Source organism: Mucilaginibacter sp. KACC 22773 (genome assembly GCF_028736215.1).
In the GTDB taxonomy this organism is placed as follows: domain Bacteria; phylum Bacteroidota; class Bacteroidia; order Sphingobacteriales; family Sphingobacteriaceae; genus Mucilaginibacter.
In genome coordinates, this window is the sequence record NZ_CP117883.1 from 2,331,078 (window position 1) to 2,349,051 (window position 17,974).

General features: G+C 44.1%; 13 protein-coding genes and 1 tRNA gene. 2 read left to right on the forward strand and 12 right to left on the reverse strand.

Annotated features, from left to right (window positions below; all coding sequences use genetic code 11):
* Positions 1-110: 110 nt before the first annotated feature.
* Positions 111-1,367 carry a glycoside hydrolase family 99 protein gene (locus PQ469_RS09975; protein ID WP_274212829.1) on the forward strand — a complete coding sequence of 419 codons (1,257 nt, stop codon included), beginning with the start codon at positions 111-113 and terminating at the stop codon, positions 1,365-1,367.
* Positions 1,368-1,555: 188 nt separating this feature from the next.
* On the opposite strand, the gene PQ469_RS09980 is transcribed toward PQ469_RS09975, so the two are convergent.
* The 10 genes from PQ469_RS09980 to PQ469_RS10025 form a co-directional block, all read right to left on the reverse strand.
* A complete protein-coding gene (locus PQ469_RS09980) occupies positions 1,556-2,827 on the reverse strand; it encodes a glycoside hydrolase family 99 protein (protein WP_274212830.1) in 1,272 nt (423 codons plus the stop codon).
* Positions 2,828-2,854: 27 nt separating this feature from the next.
* On the reverse strand, positions 2,855-3,859 hold the full coding sequence (locus PQ469_RS09985; protein WP_274212831.1) for a family 43 glycosylhydrolase: 1,005 nt from the start codon (positions 3,857-3,859) through the stop codon (positions 2,855-2,857).
* A 5-nt stretch (positions 3,860-3,864) separates the two neighbouring features.
* Positions 3,865-4,842: a family 43 glycosylhydrolase gene (locus PQ469_RS09990; protein WP_274212832.1), complete on the reverse strand. Its 978-nt coding sequence runs from the start codon at positions 4,840-4,842 to the stop codon at positions 3,865-3,867.
* An 86-nt stretch (positions 4,843-4,928) separates the two neighbouring features.
* A complete protein-coding gene (locus PQ469_RS09995; protein WP_274212833.1) occupies positions 4,929-6,077 on the reverse strand; it encodes a hypothetical protein in 1,149 nt (382 codons plus the stop codon).
* 24 nt (positions 6,078-6,101) lie between these two features.
* On the reverse strand, positions 6,102-6,806 hold the full coding sequence (locus tag PQ469_RS10000; protein ID WP_274212834.1) for a DUF3823 domain-containing protein: 705 nt from the start codon (positions 6,804-6,806) through the stop codon (positions 6,102-6,104).
* Positions 6,807-6,824: 18 nt separating this feature from the next.
* Positions 6,825-8,642: a RagB/SusD family nutrient uptake outer membrane protein gene (locus PQ469_RS10005; protein ID WP_274212835.1), complete on the reverse strand. Its 1,818-nt coding sequence runs from the start codon at positions 8,640-8,642 to the stop codon at positions 6,825-6,827.
* 61 nt (positions 8,643-8,703) lie between these two features.
* Entirely contained in the window at positions 8,704-11,841 is a 3,138-nt protein-coding gene (locus PQ469_RS10010; RefSeq protein ID WP_274212836.1) for a SusC/RagA family TonB-linked outer membrane protein, read from the reverse strand.
* Positions 11,842-12,589: 748 nt separating this feature from the next.
* Positions 12,590-13,384 (reverse strand): alpha/beta hydrolase, encoded by a 795-nt coding sequence (locus PQ469_RS10015; RefSeq protein WP_274212837.1) that lies wholly within the window; start codon positions 13,382-13,384, stop codon positions 12,590-12,592.
* A 95-nt stretch (positions 13,385-13,479) separates the two neighbouring features.
* On the reverse strand, positions 13,480-14,340 hold the full coding sequence (locus tag PQ469_RS10020) for a helix-turn-helix domain-containing protein (RefSeq protein WP_274212838.1): 861 nt from the start codon (positions 14,338-14,340) through the stop codon (positions 13,480-13,482).
* A gap of 127 nt (positions 14,341-14,467) precedes the next feature.
* Positions 14,468-15,181 carry an alpha/beta hydrolase gene (locus PQ469_RS10025; protein ID WP_274212839.1) on the reverse strand — a complete coding sequence of 238 codons (714 nt, stop codon included), beginning with the start codon at positions 15,179-15,181 and terminating at the stop codon, positions 14,468-14,470.
* A 219-nt stretch (positions 15,182-15,400) separates the two neighbouring features.
* Between PQ469_RS10025 and PQ469_RS10030 the strand changes: the two genes are divergently transcribed.
* Positions 15,401-15,607 (forward strand): SDR family NAD(P)-dependent oxidoreductase, encoded by a 207-nt coding sequence (locus tag PQ469_RS10030; protein WP_274212840.1) that lies wholly within the window; start codon positions 15,401-15,403, stop codon positions 15,605-15,607.
* A 198-nt stretch (positions 15,608-15,805) separates the two neighbouring features.
* Here the strand turns inward: PQ469_RS10030 and PQ469_RS10035 are convergent.
* Positions 15,806-15,878: transfer RNA gene (locus PQ469_RS10035), tRNA-Lys, on the reverse strand.
* A 131-nt stretch (positions 15,879-16,009) separates the two neighbouring features.
* Positions 16,010-17,638: an ABC-F family ATP-binding cassette domain-containing protein gene (locus PQ469_RS10040; RefSeq protein ID WP_274212841.1), complete on the reverse strand. Its 1,629-nt coding sequence runs from the start codon at positions 17,636-17,638 to the stop codon at positions 16,010-16,012.
* Positions 17,639-17,974: the final 336 nt, after the last annotated feature.

The window sequence follows — 17,974 nt, forward strand, 5'->3', positions numbered from 1 at the left end:
GAGGTACGAAGCATCTGTTCGCGAACTTTGTAAAGTGGACCATGCAAGGTATAAAATAGATTCTTCGTTCCTCAGGATGAAAGCAGTAAAAAATATCAGACGCTACCCTAATGAAAAAACGAGCATTTACCATCTTGCTGCTACTGCTATGCACTGTTGCTTATAGCCAAAAACACGGCAAAACATCCGCATTTAAAAGTTATAAAGGGTTGGTAATGGCCGGCTACCAGGGTTGGTTTAATGCCCCCGAAGATGGGGCCGGCCGGTGGTGGAATCATTATGTATCGCATGGCAAATTTGAACCTGGCTTTACCAATATTGATATATGGCCCGATGTGAGCGAATATAAAAAGACCTATAAATCGCCCTTTAAACTGGCCGATGGCAGTAATGCGTACCTCTATAGTTCATACGATGCCTCTTCGGTTGAAACCCATTTTAAATGGATGCAGCAATATGGCGTAGACGGTGTGTTTGTGCAGCGTTTTATTGCCGATGTGCAGCGGGGCAGAGGGCGTAACCATAATGATGTGGTTTTGGGCAACGCGCTTAAGTTTTCGGAAAAGTATCGTAGGGCAATTTCGGTAATGTACGATCTTTCGGGGATGGGTGCCGGAGGCGATTCGCTGGTAATAAAAGATTGGAAGCATTTGGTTGACAGCATGAAATTAACCAACCGCGGCAATAAGCAAACCTGGCTATACCATAACGGTAAGCCCCTGGTAGCCGTTTGGGGTGTAGGCTTTAACGATAACAGGAAATATGGCCTTGCTGAAGCCGAACGAATCATCGATTTTTTAAAGAATGACCCTGTTTATGGCGGATGTGCCGTACTGCTTGGTGTACCAACTTATTGGCGCGATTTTGGAAGCGATACCGAGAAAGACCAACACCTGCATAATCTGTTGCATAAGGTGGATATTGTACACCCATGGTTTGTAGGCCGTTTTAACGAGGATGCTTACCCCAAATTTCAGGCCCGGATAGTGGATGATATTGCCTGGTGTAAAGCCAATAAGGTGGACTATGTGCCTACAATTTTCCCGGGCTTCAGCTGGCATAATATGAACCCGCGGGCACCTCAAAACCAGATTCCGCGCAACCGGGGAAGCTTTTACTGGAAACAAATTAACGGTGCTATTAAAAGCGGCGCCGACATGCTGTACGTTGCCATGTTTGATGAGGTTGATGAGGGTACCGCCATCCTCAAAGCATCCAAAAACCCACCTGTCGGGCTCAGCACGTTTGTTAAATATGAGGATGATATCCCCAATGATTATTATTTATACCTTACGGGTTATGCTGCCAAAATGCTCAGGCGGCAGCTGCCTTTACGGGAAAATGTACCACCGCCGGTAAAAAAATAACCGGGGTTTAGTTGATGTTACCAGGTGTTTGGTAACCGGTGTGCCCGGGGTGAGATACGGGCACACTTATTTTTTTGCTTCAATTAGGGTATGCTTTTTCAGGACGGTAAAACTATCCTAATGGTTTTCAAAAAAAGGCCGCTGGAACCATTGGTGCCAGCGGCCTTTTTGCATAGATATAACTTTTATTACAACACCGGCTTTGTAGGCCTTGTTGCCGTAAGCGGAGTTATTTTCTTGAACATTTTAGCCCCGTCGCCGGTAAGCCTCAGGTAGTAATCTGCAGAGCAGGCGGTGCCGTCTTCATCAAGTCCCAAAAAGCCGGAGCCTACCGGTATAAATGCCTGGCTTTCGGCAGTTTTAGCTATCTGGTTGCCTTCGTTATATTCATCAAACATCGAGATGTAGATGCCCTGCGCGCCGACCCGGGTCATGTTGTAAAACTGCCGCCACATAAAGTCGCCGTGGGCGCGCTGCCGGCCGGATAGATCGCCGGGCAGTACACAGGGCTGGTAATCAATGCCGTTGGCATTGCAATAGGCCTGGTCGGCTTTATTGATAGTTACAAAAAAACCGTCAGACTGGTTGGCATTGCCAATTCTGCCGACCATCCAGGGCGAAAGCATATCAAATGCCTTATATGTATTTAAAAAGTCGGGGCGCGAATCGCTGGTTTGCGTAAGCCAGTTTGTAGGTACACCTCCAATAACATAACAACCTTTGCTTTTAAACCATTTAATCACTTCAAGACAGTTTGCCGCGGTAAAATCATGGTTGTTATCGGCAAAGCCAAATCCCCAGATACATACCACCGGCTTGCCATTTTGCTTTGCATAGGCAGGCGACGAAGTATATTGCGACATTTTATTGGTCCAGTCGGTTTTTAGCTCGGTTTGCATGTTTGTCCAGCCGCTTACATCGTACATAATGTAAAACTTAACACCGTTTTTTTCGGCTGCTATTTTGGTTTTGGCTGCCATGGCATCGCGTACAGGGCCTTCCAGTCCGCTTGGGTTAAAACGTTGAAGCGCAGCACCGTCAATACCATAGTCTTTCATCCATTTAAACTGGGTATCGATAGTTTGGTCTGAAAATGAAGAGAATACCGTTGCCGGCTGCCCATTGCCTAAATTGGCAAATTTGGTAGGGAAGGTGCTGGTATAGTCGCGTACGTCGGGCCAGGCCGAAATAGCTTTATTGGTTGTTGATGGCTGCTGTTCCCAGGTTTGTGCCCAGTGCCAGTACCTGTCTATCGGCGATCCGTCGCCTATCGCTGCAAACCAGCCCTGGTAACCTACTACTACCTTGCCAACTACATCGCCAACCGGCGAGGGGGTGCGGTCGATGGTATCGGTTGGCGTTACCGGCGGGGTTGGGGTGTTAGTACTTTTTTTTGAACAGCTCGTGTTCGCCGCTATCAGCGTTATTAGTAGCAACGCGTTAAATGATCTTCTTCTCATGTCCCTTGTTTTATTTGTTTATATCTTTTATTTTTTCAATCCGTTAATATCCGTCTGAATCACTTTCCTGATGGTGCCATCGGCATTGTAGTATAACTTATTTACGCAGATAGACCTTAGCCAATCGTTGTGCGATAGCGAACTGTTATGGTAAAAGGCATACCATTGCCCTTTAAATTCAACTATTGAACCATGATCGGTAAAACTGTCGGTAGGGTCAAGGTATACGCCTTTATAGGTCCAGGGGCCAAGCGGGTTATTGCTTGTTGCATAGCGCATGCGATTGAATTTACCGGCCTCGTTAAAATTATCGGCGTATGACAGGTAGTAGATTCCGTTTCTTTTATGTACCCAGCTTGCCTCATGAAAATCGGTAAGGCCCTGCATGGTTTTCATTTCGCCATCAAGCTCTATCATATTATCCTTCAGCTTGCCGCCCTTGCAGATGTTGCCGCCGCCATAGTATAAATAGGCCTGCCCATTATCGTCAACAAACACACAGGGATCTATCAATGATTCGAGCCCATGGATGTATCCCTGCGATTTAAAGTCCTTTGCCGGGCTTTTGCTGGTTGCTACGCCTATTTTCCAGGTGGTATTCCATTCGGTACCGCTGGGGTGCGGGAAGTACAGGTAGTAGGTGCCGTTTTTATAAGCACAATCGGGCGCCCACATGAAACCGCCTTCGGGGCGGCCCCAATCAACGTCGCTTGCCTGTAATACCTGTCCTTCATCCCGCCAGTGTACCATATCATCGGTGGAGTATACATGATATTTATCCATCAAATCGCAGCCACGCGGTGGATCGATGTCATGAGAAGGGTATATATACAACCGGCCATCAGCCCAAACATGTGCCGAAGGATCGGCAGTGTATATATCGGTAATAAAAGGGTTTTTAAAACCATCGCCCTTTGGGTCTTCAATAACCACTGTTGCGGTTTCGCTGGTAGTGTTGCTTTTTTTTGAGCAACTGCTTATTGCCACCGCCAGGGTAATTAAAAGTATCGCATGAACTATCTTCCTATTCATATTATTTACTTTTTGATAGGTCCGGTTGGTATTACTTTTTTAATAGTACCATCAGCGTTATAGTAAAGCTTATCTACACAGATAGACCGTAACCAATCCTGGTGGGAGAGCGAACTGTTATGGTAAAACGCGTACCACTGCCCCTTAAACTGAACAATGGAACCATGGTTAGTATAACTATCTGTAGGGTCCATATAAACACCTTTCGAAACCCAGGGGCCTAATGGACTGTTGCTGGTGGCATAACGCATCTGGTTGTGTTTGCCGTTCACATCATGATTGTCTGAATAGGATAGGTAGTATATGCCATTGCGTTTATGTACCCAGCTGGCTTCATGAAAATCTTCCAGGCCTTCCATTTTCTGCATTTCGCCATCAATTTCAACCATATTGCTTTTTAGCTTGCCACCTTTGCAGGTGCCGCCACCGCCATAATAAAAGTATGCCTGTCCATCGTCGTCAATAAATACACATGGATCAATCATCGATTCCAGCCCTTTAATATATCCCTGCGATTTAAACCCACTTGCCGGACTTTTGCTGGTAGCTACGCCAATTTTCCAGGTGCTGTTCCAGGCGGTGCCGCTTGGATGCGGGAAGTAGAAATAGTAAGTGCCATTTTTGTAGGCGCAATCGGGCGCCCACATAAAGCCTCCTTCGGGGCGGCCCCACTCAACCTGACTGGCGTTTAGTATCTCGCCATGATCTTTCCAATGTACCATGTCGTCGGTTGAGTAAACGTGGTACCTGTCCATCAAATCGCAGCCGCGCGGCGGGGCTACATCATGCGATGGATATACGTAAAGGCGGCCATCTTTCCAAACATGGGCAGATGGGTCGGCTGTATAAATATCAGTAACAAAAGGGGTTCCAACAGATGCGGTATCGGCAGGTTTGTCCTGGGCAATACACAGGGAAGTAGATAATGTACCCAAACTTATGGCCAATACAGCCGATATTTTTAATAAATTATGTTTTATCATCAGGATGGTGTTTCTTTTTTAAAAGGCAGAGAGAGCGCTCTCTCCACCTTTTGATGTTTAAAAATTAATGGATGGTTAGGGGATAATTATTTTGATATAAACTTCAGGTCATCTATACCGGTAATCAGGTCGGCATGATCTTTACCGCTGGTAAAAAAGAAGATACGGAAGTGATTGATGGCCGTATAATCGGCTCCTCCATCACCTGTTTTAATGGCTTTATCAAAATCCAGCGTTACCAGGTTCCACCCGTTTTTAAGCGACGGTATAAGGGGGGCTACATCCCAGGCCGATTCATTAAAATCAGACTTTCCTGAACTTGTGATCTCGATAGAGCCATCAGCTTTAAGCAGCGATACATCAGATACATACCACCAAAATTGGAACCTGCCGGTACTCGCGGTAAAGGTTGTATTAATTGGTGCAGCCACATCTTTAATATACTGCATAAAATCGCCGCCGTTGGCAATTGTATTTTTGATATAACCCGCACCCTCTTTTTGGCCGGTAGTTGCAATATTTACATCGCCTACAGTTTGCCAGCCGTCTTTTGAGTCGCAGGCGTCAAATACAACCGGTGGCGGTGGCGGCAGCGCAGCAACCCTGATATCATCGATACCAAAATTTTGGTCGGTAGCTGCTTTGGCCGCGGTCCAAAAGAATATCTTTATAAAGTTCATCGCCGTTAAATCCGGGCCGCCATCTCCGGATACGTATCCGTCGGTGAATTTCAACTCTAAGTGGTTCCAGCCATTTGTTAATGTTGGGATAATTTTATCCATTCCCCAGCCAATTCGCTTTTTATCCGGATCGGCGGCGCTGCTAAATTGTATCTGGCCATCTACTTTAAGCAAAGAAACATCCTGAACATAAAACCAGAGTTTTAGTTCGCCGGTGCTTAAGCTTACTTTTGTGTTAACAGGGGCGGGCAGGGTTTTAATAAACTGCATAAAGTCTTGTCCCGTTTTAATTGTTGCCTGGATATAGCCTGTACCTTCCTTTTTGCCGGTTGTTGCTAAAACAGGATCTCCGCCTGCTACCTGCCAGCCATCGGTTTTATCGCAATTGTCAATTACAACAGATGTATCGATAACCGGAGGTGTTGTTGTATCAACAGGGGGAGGCGGTTTAAGGCCTGAAGTATCCCGCGAAACATATTTTTCTTTTTGGCAGCCCACAATTATAAGGCCTGCCATGAGGATGGCGCATACCATCGTTGTTTTAATGAATTTCATTTCCTTTTTTGGTTTAAGGTTAAATTATTTAGGAACGTCTATCTGCACTATTTCCGAAAAATTTGAGCTGTTGAAACTATCGCTTAGACGTACCCCGGCACGTACAAAAAATGTGCGGCCCGGAATGAGATTGGGCACAGTTAAGGTGATAGATTTTTGGGCATCAGTCAGGTCAATAAATTCTTTATTGATGGTCACAGCATTTAAATCCGAGAAGTCTCTGATAGAAGCTCCTGTACCTACCAGTCTTGTTGTATTTACATAAGGCTGCACATCCTTAATGGTTGGCAACCCTGCAATAACGGGTGCGGTAATATCAAATTTTATGGTTAAGGTTGTGCCGGTTAAACTGGTGGTAAAGTTTTTAATGACGATGTACGGAGTAACAACAAAATCGTGTTTAGTGCCTTTATCAATATTCACCGTCAGGGTATCATAAACCGGCCAAAAAGCGCCCCCGGTAGGTACAACCTTATATGCGCTTTTAAAAAGTTTGGTGTCCTGAAATGTACCGTCAAACTTACTTGGGATAGTTTGTGGGGTGGTCCAGCCAATTTGCTGAAGCTTTATTGTAGTGCTACCGCCCGACGTGGGCAAATTACCGCCTTCAGAGGAAACTATATTGCCCTGGAATGAAGCGGTTGGACCATCGTAATTGTCTGTTTTTGTACACGCAGAACTTGCCAGAATAGTTACGCCCACCAAAATTCTGCTAATCAGTTTTTTCATATCTTAAATTTTAAATTCTTAATAATTTGGATTGTTAGGGAGCAGGTTAGGGTTCTTTCCGATTTCGCCTCCCGGAATTCCTTCATAATAAAATTGCTTCTGGAAAGAATATTCGCGGTTAAACAACTCGGGTTCTGCTAAGAAGATGAATTTATTTTCATTCAATACGTAATATGGCATCAAGCCTTTAAAATGCGCACGGTCAAGCACCACATCGGCGGTTCGCCATCTTTTTAAATCCCAATAGTATTGGTTTTCAAAGGCAAGTTCCATGCGCCTTTCGTTACGGACTTTATTCAAATCGATAGAAGCGTAAGGGCTTGCACCGGCCCGGCTCCTGATCAGGTTAACCGAGGTTAATGCATCGCCCGTGTTGCCCAATTCCATAGCTGCTTCTGCCCGGTTTAACAAAATCTCGCCATAACGAAGGTCAATCCAGGGCTGTTCGCTCCTGTTAAGGTCAACTGCCGACTGGGGTTTGTTATAGTCAACATATTTGCGCACATAAAAGCCTGTACGTGTTAGTTCGTCGCCACCTGTCCATGGGCCGGTAAAGCCAATTACCTGTTTGCCCTGGTACAATGTTTTTGTGTCGCCTGCAAGTATGTATGAGCGGGAATTGGCCGGTTTTGCAACCTCGGCGGCAGCTGTGCCGCTAAAAGCCGGATAAATGCCCCTTTGCATATCAAACATGAGCCCCCTTAAGGTTGCCCCGGGGAAATAAACGGTGGCCAGCAATCTTGGTTCAAGCCCCTGCATCAATTGGGCACGGTTATCAAAACGCTTGGGCGTACCATCGCCGTTAGTTACCGGTAACTCTCCCCAAAGCCTTACAAAATCCAACGTTGGGTATGAACGCGAAAGCGCATTGGCTGTCATGTAGCGCGGCGACATGGTAGCATCCCAGCTATGTGCAGTGTGGGTAGCGATAGAATACTGTTTTATAAAAATATTTTCGGGGCTTGTGCTTTTTAAGAACAGATCAACATAGTTTTGTACCTTGTCTGAATTTGCATTGTAAAGGGAGTAATGGCCTTCCAGCAATTTGGCGGCATCATAGGCCGCCTGGAAATAGGCGGTTGCCTTATCTGCAGGGATGCCTACCAGACCTTGCGTACGCGCAGGCCCATCAACAAAGTTTACCGAGCCGTACCTGGCAACACATGCCGCATACAGCATTGCTCTTGATTTTAATGCGGCTGCGGCATACCTGTTGGCCCTGCCTGCATCACTGGTTTCGGGCATCATCTGGTAACCCAAATCAAGTTCGGCCCCTATGAAATCCCATACGGCCTGTTCTTTATCACGATGTACCTGGAGTGTTGACAGCGGGGCGCCCGGATCCTGTGGCACGGTTATAATAGGAATGCCGCCATAACGTTTGGCCAGGCCAAAATAATAGTATGCCCTTAAAAAATGGGCTTCGCCCAAAAGGGCATTTACAGTTGGCTGGCTTAGCTTGGCCACATGTTTAGGCAGTTCGTCTATCAGGATATTTACATTCCTGATATCGCCATATGGCCAGTAACCAAAGCCGCCGCCAATGTCCATCCCTCCAAAAGGGCCAACTTCTTCGCCTGTAACCGAGGCCGAATTGTAAAAGTTTTCCCAATCGTTGCCCCCTGTTTTAAATCCCTGGTCGGGCCGGTATTTAAAGTCTTCAATAGGCAAATTCTGGTATATGGTTGCTAAAAACGACTTAACACCGGCCTCGCTGTCATATATAATATCGGGGGTAAAGATATTGGTTGGCGCAATATTCAGCTTTTGGCAGGAAGTTAGCGAAGCTCCTACGCTGATAGATATTGCTATAATAAATTTATGTATACTTTTCATGTGTCAATAGTTATTCGTTAATAATTCGCTTTTTAAAAGCGCTCATGAGATGGTCAGCAGTTTAAAAGGAAACGTTTGCTCCCAGGTTAAAAGTCCGGTTCATCGGGTAGGTGTAGCCTGCGAAAGCTTTGCTGAAATCACCGTTATCTCTGGGATTGGGCCCCTGGTGCTCGGGATCATAATTCTTTAACCCGGTAAATGTTAGCAGGTTGTAGCTGTTTGCATATACCCTGAGTTTTCTAACGCCTATGCTTTTCAGTATTGCAGGAGATAGTGAATAACCAAATTCCAATGTTTTTATGCGCAGGTAACTGGCGTTTTGTATAGCTTTTGTGCCCTGTGCGGCAGGCGAACCCATTGCAGGGTAATAACCTGGAACCCATTGTGTGTTGGGGTCAAAAACGTTTGCCGAAGGATCTGCCGTATGCCAGCTGTCAAGGAAACGTGTTAAAGCGCTTCTGCCATACATCAGCGGCTCTGCAAATTGTTCGCCGTATTGTACGTAAACACCGGCAGCGCCTTGCAACAGCATGTTCATATCAAAACCTTTGTAGCTTAAGCCTACGGTAAAACCATAGTTGTATAGGGGGATATCGGTAGTTGCAATAGGGTGGCTGTCCTTATCATCAATAACGCCGTCACCATTCCAGTCTTTGTAGTAATAGTCGCCGGGAATTGTATTGTTATTGCCACCACCTGTGTTTACGCCATAATTATAAATTTGCTTGTAGGTGGTAAACTGCCCGGCATACTCCGGCCCCCACCAAACATTCTGATACCTGTCTGTTTGGTTCTCTTTCCAGTTTAAATACTCGTTACCCGAATTACTGCGCAGAACTTTCATTTTCTTCAGGCGTGTTGTGCCTATGTTACCGGTAAGGTTTACACCCACCTGGCCAAAGGTGTTCCTGTACGATAAGTTAAAATCTAAACCCTGCACCCGGTCGCTTTCATAATTGATTTGTGGCACAGCGGCACCCACTGTTCCGGGTAATGCAACCGAAGGTGTGGCGGGTAATCCGGTCCTGTCGTTTCTGAAAACTTCAATAGTTCCGTCAACTTTTCCACCAAACAAACCAAAATCAACGGCTATATTCTTTATAGTACTTATTGGCCATGTTAAACCAGGGTTGCCAAGTTTTGGCGCCGACCCATTTACAGCGCTTGCACCAAAAATGTAGTTGTTTACCGGGTAGGTATAACCGTTAACATAATTGAATGCATTGCCCTTCTCGTCGCCAACCCGGCCGTAAGAAGCCCTGAGCTTTAAATTGGAAAGGATGTTTTCTGAAATCAGTTTGCGGAAAAAGTTTTCTTTGGTTAAAACCCAGCCTACTGACGCGCCCGGGAAGAAACCATATTGATCGGCGCCCGGTTTATACAAACTGGTGCCATCCCGGCGAAAGCTGAATTCGGCAAGATACTTTCCTTTAAAATCATAATTGAACCGTCCTATAATACTCCTGTGTGCCTGGTCCTGTAAAGCGTTGGCATCCATACCACCGTACATATTGGAATTTTGAAGGCCGCCAAACAAATATTCTACCGGAATCTCGGTATCCCGGTAAGCATTAAAGTTATCGGCAGTTTCATGGCTTTGCTCATAGGTAGCCATAGCTGTGATGTGGTGGTCATCAAAAAAGGTATGGGCATAATTTAACGTTACCTGGCTTAAGGTATTCAAGTGGGTATAATAAGCGCGGGTTATGCCCGAAGGTGAATTAACCACACTTGGTATATACGTATCATCGGCTGCTTTGTAAGTATATAAAGAGAATGTCTTTTTTATTTGATTGTAATCATTAACCCCATAATCAATATTAAATAAGGCCTTTGCACTTAATCCCTTTATACCTGGAATATCATAGGTTAAGTTTAGCTGGCTGGTAATACTTTTATTCCGGCTTCTTTTTGAACCTACTTTGTCGGCATCGGTTATGATAGAAGGGTTCATGTTATCATCAATTACAGCGGGGTATAAAGGATTATCATTAGCATATATCTGGTGTGTAGGTATTTGGTTCCAGGTGTATTTATAAATAGTCCATTCATCGGTGTAAGGCATGTTTTTTTCATCCATCCAGGCCGATGTTAATACCTGCGCTTTTAGCCCTTTTGTTATATTAGCCGTAACGTTTGAGCGGAAATTATACTTATTATAGTTTAAATCCCCTGTTTTAAAAACGCCATCCTGCCGTTGATAGCCAAAGTTGAAAAAGTAGCTTATTTTGTCGTTTCCGCCATCAATATTCAAATTATGCTGTATTTGGTTGGCTGTTTTCCTGAAAACCATGCCTATCCAGTCGGCCGATTTGTAAGTGCCATCAAGCCATGGTTTTATATCGGCATATGAATATTGCGGAGTTACGTTGGATACAAAATTATTGGCAAAATCGCGTTTAACTTTTTCATTGGTCAGCATCATGTAGTCAACAGCGCCTACACCCTGCGGCATACCTAAAAAGGTTTGGATAGCATTGTTAACAGAATAATTGATGTTGATATTGCCGTTTTTTCCGCCTTTTTTGGTGGTTATTAAAATGGCGCCGCCCGCGGCCCTTATACCGTATATAGATGCAGCAGCGTCTTTTAGCACAGAAACACTTTCAATTTCATTGGGGTCCATCCGGCCTATTGTTGATTGGTCGCCGCCAATAACACCATCAATTACAACCAATGGAGCGCTTGTAAAGCCCCTGATATTTAAGTTATTGGCGAAAGATCCCGGTTCGGCAGTTGTTTGAACAATGCGTACGCCCGGTATTTTACCGCTAAGCATATTTATAACACTCTCGTTTTTGGTTGTAGTAATTTCCTTACTTTGCAGTGTTGATACAGAGCCGGTTATGGTTGCTCTTTTTTGAACACCGTAGCCTACAACTACCACTTCATCAAGGGTTTTGTTAGTTGCAGTTAAAGCGATAATACCACCTTTTATATCTTTTACAACTACTTCTTTGGTAAGGTAACCTATATATGATACCTGTAAAATAACACCGGTATTTGCAATGTTAAGGCTGAATTTTCCGCCAACATCGGTTATGGCGCCTGCAGTAGTGCCTTTGATTTTTACACTTACCCCCGGAAGCGCCGACCCATCGGTTAAATCAATGACCTTTCCGCTGATAGAAGTTTGCTGGGCTAACAAACCAAGCGGGAAAAGGAAGAGGAGTATAAGTAAGTATCTAAGTTTTTTCATATTGTCTCTCTGTTAATGGTTAAGTTTATTTGGTTTTGGTTACCTCGTTAGGGCAATAAATAGCGCGTGCAGCGGCATACTTACGGCGGGTTAGGTGCGTAATGATACATGATCTTAATTTGGTTGGTTAATAAATCACCTGGGCCTTTATGAGTGCTGGCAGGTGCTATAATTGGTTTGTTTTACTAACACAAAAGAAGAGGCGATCATTAATAAAAAATAAATAATAGATTAATTTTAGCTATAGAAGCGCTAAAAAGGTAGGTTTTGAATTATTTTTCGCAATCGATTGCGATTTTATGCGCGACGATGCGCCTAAACTGTAATAAAGGCACCTGGATGGCTTAATATTTTGTAAGCGCCATCCCTAAAGGGGGGCATTGTTGGGGCAACTTAAAAAGAGGCACGATAAAATGCCATTTTCTCAAATTTTGCCATTGCTTAATTCGGTAATGACTTTTCCCGTTCTGACCTTTAAATAGGGGAGATAATGCAGGATATAAATGCAGAAATCCATAAGGCATAAAAAAAGCCTCGCAGAGGTGCGGGGCTTAAGCTTCAGAGAGCGGTGTTTTTTTAACCAATTTATTGAGAAGTTGCGACGAATTGGAAATTTAAGAGAGACTTTTACCATTATTTAAACCGCAGAACTAGTCATCTGCAGTTTTTAAAATTATGTTTATAGCTGTCAGTATATCGAACTTGTAGACTGTCTTAAGTAGTTCATCTGTCTTAACACCATCTTAAGTTATTTTTTCTGAGTGCCTTTTGTTGCGGCTTCTATAATAACTGCCGCCACTTTTTCGGGTTGCGACATGAATATGACATGGCTCCCCTTTATCTCGGTAACTTTGGTATTGGAACGTTTGTACATCGCCTGTTGAATTTCCGGGGCAATGCTTTTATCTTCTGTGGCAATAAGGCCATAAGCAGGTTTGTCTCTCCATGCAGCATGAGTAATGGGCGTTATAAAACCCTTTGCGTAGAAGGCGCCCTGGGAAGCATACATGAAATCTGCTTCTTCTTTACTGATATCAGCACAAAAGCCGGCGTGATATTTATCTTTGTCATAGTATACAATCCCCTTATCATCAGGAGCAAGAACGCCGTTTTCCGGAGCCGGAGCGGCCGTTTGAAGCCATTGCAGGGCAGATTCGCCATTGTCTGGCTGGAAAGCGGCGATATATACAAGGGCAGCTACCTTAGGGTGATTACCCGCCTCTGTAATTACAGCTCCTCCCCATGAATGTCCTACTAAAATTGCAGGGCCATCCTGTTTGTCCAGGGCTGTTTTTGTGGCAGTTACGTCGTCCTCGAGCGAAGTCAGCGGATTTTGTACTACTGTTACATGGTATCCTTTTTTGGTTAGTACGGTGTACAGGGCTCTATACCCGGAACCATCTGCAAAGGCACCATGTACCAATACTACATTTTTTACTGCTTGTGCAGCTGCTTCAGTTACTGTGCCTGTTACTGTAGCTAACGCAACTGTTAAGGCTACAATGCCGCCTTTTAATGAATTCTTTAATGTTTGCTTTTTCATGATTTTGTCGTTGAGTTTTTTTGTTTGGATCAACGATACAAAGTTGCGGTGAAAAGCGACCGGAGATCATAGGCACAATTCCCGGTTAGTTGTGACTATTTCCCTTCTTTGGAATCTTTTGGCGAATTTCTGAAGTCCGATGGCGATAGGCCGGCATTTTTTTTGAAGAAGTTGGAGAAGTAGGGCACATCTTCAAACCCGAGTTCGAAGGTAATGTGCTTTACCGACCTGTCGGTATAGGATAAAAGCCGCTTAGCCTCTACCGTGATTCTTTCCTGGATGATCTGTGATGGGGTCTTCTGATTGAAAATGGCAAAAAGGTTGGATAAGGTTTTAGGCGACTTGCAAAGCACATCGGCATAAAAACTAACGGAGTGCTCTGTTTTGAAATTAGCTTCGACCAGCAGGTTGAATTTTCTAATGATATGAAACCTTTCGTCCTGCAACTTTTTGACCGGTACATAACCGGATTTTGCCAGCCGGGTCACATAAATGATGAGGCGTTTGAGCAGTACCAGCAGCATTTCATTCTGAATATTGTCTGAGGTTTGAAATTCGTCGATGAAAACATCTGACAGCAATTTTAGCTTTTGTTGTGCAGGATCATTTAACTGAACAAACATATGATCGGTACTGCTGAACAGGAAGCCCACGCAGCTTACTTCGCTGTCATGATCGATGATACAGTAAAATTCCCGGTTAAACTGCCAGGCAACGATGCCTGCAGAATTTTCAAAGCTGAAAGTTTGGTTAAACAAAAGGGTCAGCAGGGAATTGGCCGGGAAATCATATTTGGTGCCGTCAATGGTAACAGTCTGGCGTTCTCCGGGGTTCCAGGCGATGGTAAAATACTTATTGAACCTATCCCTGCTAAAAAACAGGCGGTCAAAACCCGCTTCTTCTTTAAAAAGCAGCAATTCGCCGCCGGTGCTTTCCTCTCTTAGTGTAAGTTTCATGGTTGATCAAACGAACTTCCAAAGTACTAAAGAAGCGTCAAAGCACAAAGTTAAAACTTGCCGTAAATGCACAATCCCCATTTACCGGTCACAGCAAATAGGGATTGTGGGCGAATTGGTATTCTTGTTATTGGGCTGACACTGCCTGAGCAGCTTCAATAATGACACCTGCAACGATTTCGGGCTGCGACATGAAGATAACGTGACTGCCTTTAACTTCGGTTACTTGTGTGTTCGACCGGCTATACATATTTCTTTGTATGTCCGGGTTAATGCTTTTATCTTCAGTAGCGATCAGGCCATAAGCAGGTTTGTGCCTCCAGGCAGCATCGGTGATGGGGCTTACAAAGCCTTTGGCATAAAAAGCACCCTGAGAAGCATACATAAATGCTGCTTCATCCGCGTCGATATCTGCACAAAAGCCTGCATGATATTTATCTTTGTCATAGTATACAATTCCTTTTTCATCAGGAGGAAGCACGCCGTTCTCAGGTGCAGGGGGAGCAGTTTGTAACCATTGCAGGGCAGACTCGCCATTGTCTGGCTGAAATGCCGCGATATAAACCAGGGCGGCAACATTTGGGTGATTGCCAGCTTCGGTGATCACCGCGCCACCCCATGAGTGCCCGGCAAGGATAGCCGGACCGCCAATCCTATCCAGAGCAACGTGTGTTGCCAAAACATCGTCTTCCAATGAGGTTAGCGGGTTTTGTACAACCGATACGTTATACCCTTTTTTAGTTAATTCGCTGTAAAGCGCTTTAAATCCTGAACCATCGGCGAATGCGCCATGTACCAATACTACATTTTTTACTGTTTGAGATTTTGCTTGAGTTTCCATTTTTTTAAGTTTTTAAGTTTTTTGTTTTTGTTGACGATACAAAGATGCGGCGAATACCTGCCCCGGGCTATTAGTGGAATTCCCGGTTAGTTGTAGTTATTTCCCCTTTTTTAAATTTCAAGATGCTTTTACCGTGAAATTGTCAAGGATTGCGTAGATAATGTCAAGTCAGGGAAGCTGGATAGCCGGAATTTTGTGTCAACAAAATGATATAAGACCATGAAAAAAACTATTCTGATCACCAGCGCGTCCTCCGGAATTGGGCGGGAAACCGCCAAACGGTTCCAGCAAAAGGATTCGATTATTATCGCTACGACGAGCTCCCCCAAAAATGAACCGGAACTTAACCAATTGCCGAATACCCAGGTCGCACGGCTCGATGTGCAGAACCGATCATCTATTGCCGAGGCCATTGATGCGGGTTGACAGATGTAATTTCCCTTAAAATACTATCGAATTACAGGAGGCCAGAATCGGAATTTAGAGAAAAAAATGGAGGACGCTATCTGCGAGCTGCATATGTTAAAGCAGAGTGTTAAAGAATCATAATGATTTTGGACTAACAAAACATTAACCATTTTTAATAAAAAACCCCATTTACATAGCGCAAATGGGGTTTAAAGGTGACCTGGGAGAGGATCGAACTCTCGACCCACTGATTAAGAGTCAGTTGCTCTACCGGCTGAGCTACCAAGTCGTTCCGGTTTTTTACCGGGTTGCAAATATGCCAATTTTTATTGGAGTCGGAAAATATAGAAGTCGGAAAGTCCGAAAGAATTTTGTCATTTTTTAAATCCTGACTTTCCGTCTTTGTTGACTTTCTGCCTTTTAAACTGCTGCGTACAGCTCCTCGCGTTGTTTTTGAACTACCGGGCTATTAATGTACTCATCGTAGGTCATCAGCTTATCAATATAACCGCCAGGTGTTAATTCAATGATGCGGTTGGCTACGGTTTCAACCAGCTCATGGTCACGTGAGGTGAACAGGATAGTGCCCCTGAAGTCTTTCATGCCATTATTAAGGGCGGTGATGGATTCCAGGTCGAGGTGGTTGGTTGGTTCATCAAACATCAGTAGGTTGGCTTGTTGCAGCATCATACGGCTAAACATGCAGCGCATTTTCTCGCCACCAGATAGTACATTGCTTTTCTTTAAAACTTCCTCGCCCGAGAATAACATCCGGCCTAAAAAGCCGCGAATAAACTGGTCGTCCTTTTCGCCCGGCGAATATTCGCGCAGCCAGTCAATCAGGTTATCATCTTTGCCTTTAAAGTATTCGGCGTTATCAATAGGGATATCTGCCGGGTTTATAGTAACACCCCATTTAAATGCGCCTTTAAAATCGGCGTCCCTGCCGGTTAATACATTATAAAGGGCTGTTGTAGCAAGGCTGTTTTGTGATAGTATGGCAATTTTATCACCTTTATTAACGGTAAAGCTAATATTGTTGAACAGTAGCTCGCCGTTAAGTGATTTCTTCAGGTTTTCAACCTGTAATATCTGGTCACCTGCTTCGCGGCCAAGGTTGTTGAATATGATGCCCGGATATTTACGGTTTGATGGTTGAATTTCATCAATATTAATTTTATCCAGCGCCTTTTTACGGCTGGTGGCCTGTTTTGATTTTGATGCGTTGGCGCTAAACCTACGGATAAACTCCTGCAGTTCTTTAACCCGCTCTTCCGTCTTTTTATTCTGGTCAGAACGTTGTTTCAGTGCAAGCTGGCTCGATTCGTACCAGAAAGTATAGTTACCGGTATAAATGGTCATTTTGGCAAAGTCGATGTCTACCACGTGGGTACACACGGTATCCAGGAAGTGCCTGTCGTGCGATACTACCAAAACGATAGCCTCGTATGAGGCTAAAAAATCCTCCAGCCAGCTTACGGTATGGATGTCCAGGTCGTTGGTAGGCTCATCCAATAGTAAAATGTCGGGTTTGCCAAAAAGAGCTTGTGCCAGTAACACACGTACTTTTTGGGTATTATCCAGATCTTTTACAAGGTTATAATGGAATTCCTCCTTTATGCCAAGGTTGCTTAAAAGGGTGGCAGCATTACTTTCGGCATTCCAGCCGTCCATTTCGGCAAAAAGATTTTCCAGTTCGCCGGCGCGTTCGCCATCGGCATCAGTAAAATCTTCTTTAAGGTAAATGGCATCTTTTTCTTTCATTACAGCATACATTTCCTTGTGGCCCATCATTACGGTTTCAAGTACTGTAAATTCGTCAAAAGCATAATGGTTTTGACTTAATACTGCCATTCGTTCACCGGGAGTAAAACTTACCGAACCGCTGGTAGGGTCAATATCTCCCGAAAGAATTTTTAAAAATGTTGATTTACCGGCGCCGTTGGCACCGATAATGCCGTAGCAATTGCCCTGAGAAAATTTAAGATTAACGTCTTCAAATAAAGTACGTTTACCGTAACGTAAAGATAGATTGGATACCGTGATCATGCTGCACCTGTAATTTGGCGCAAAAATAAGCTAAAAACTTCGTTTATGGTAAATTAAGCTGATATTATGTTTGTGTAAAGGATTGGGGAAATGGGGAAGAATTTGTTTGCCCATTTTTTTGGCAACCGTGGATGCAATTGCACAAAATATTTGCGTGCTTGAAACTAAACGGCTGATTCATACGTTAAATATCATAATTTACCAGATCATGAACCTATGGAACAACCTTTGACTATATTATTATATATTAATTAAAATTTAATTTTTAACAGTCATGGGAGCACTAATAGTTAGCTTAATTATTATCAACGTAGTAATAGCTTTCAACAATATACA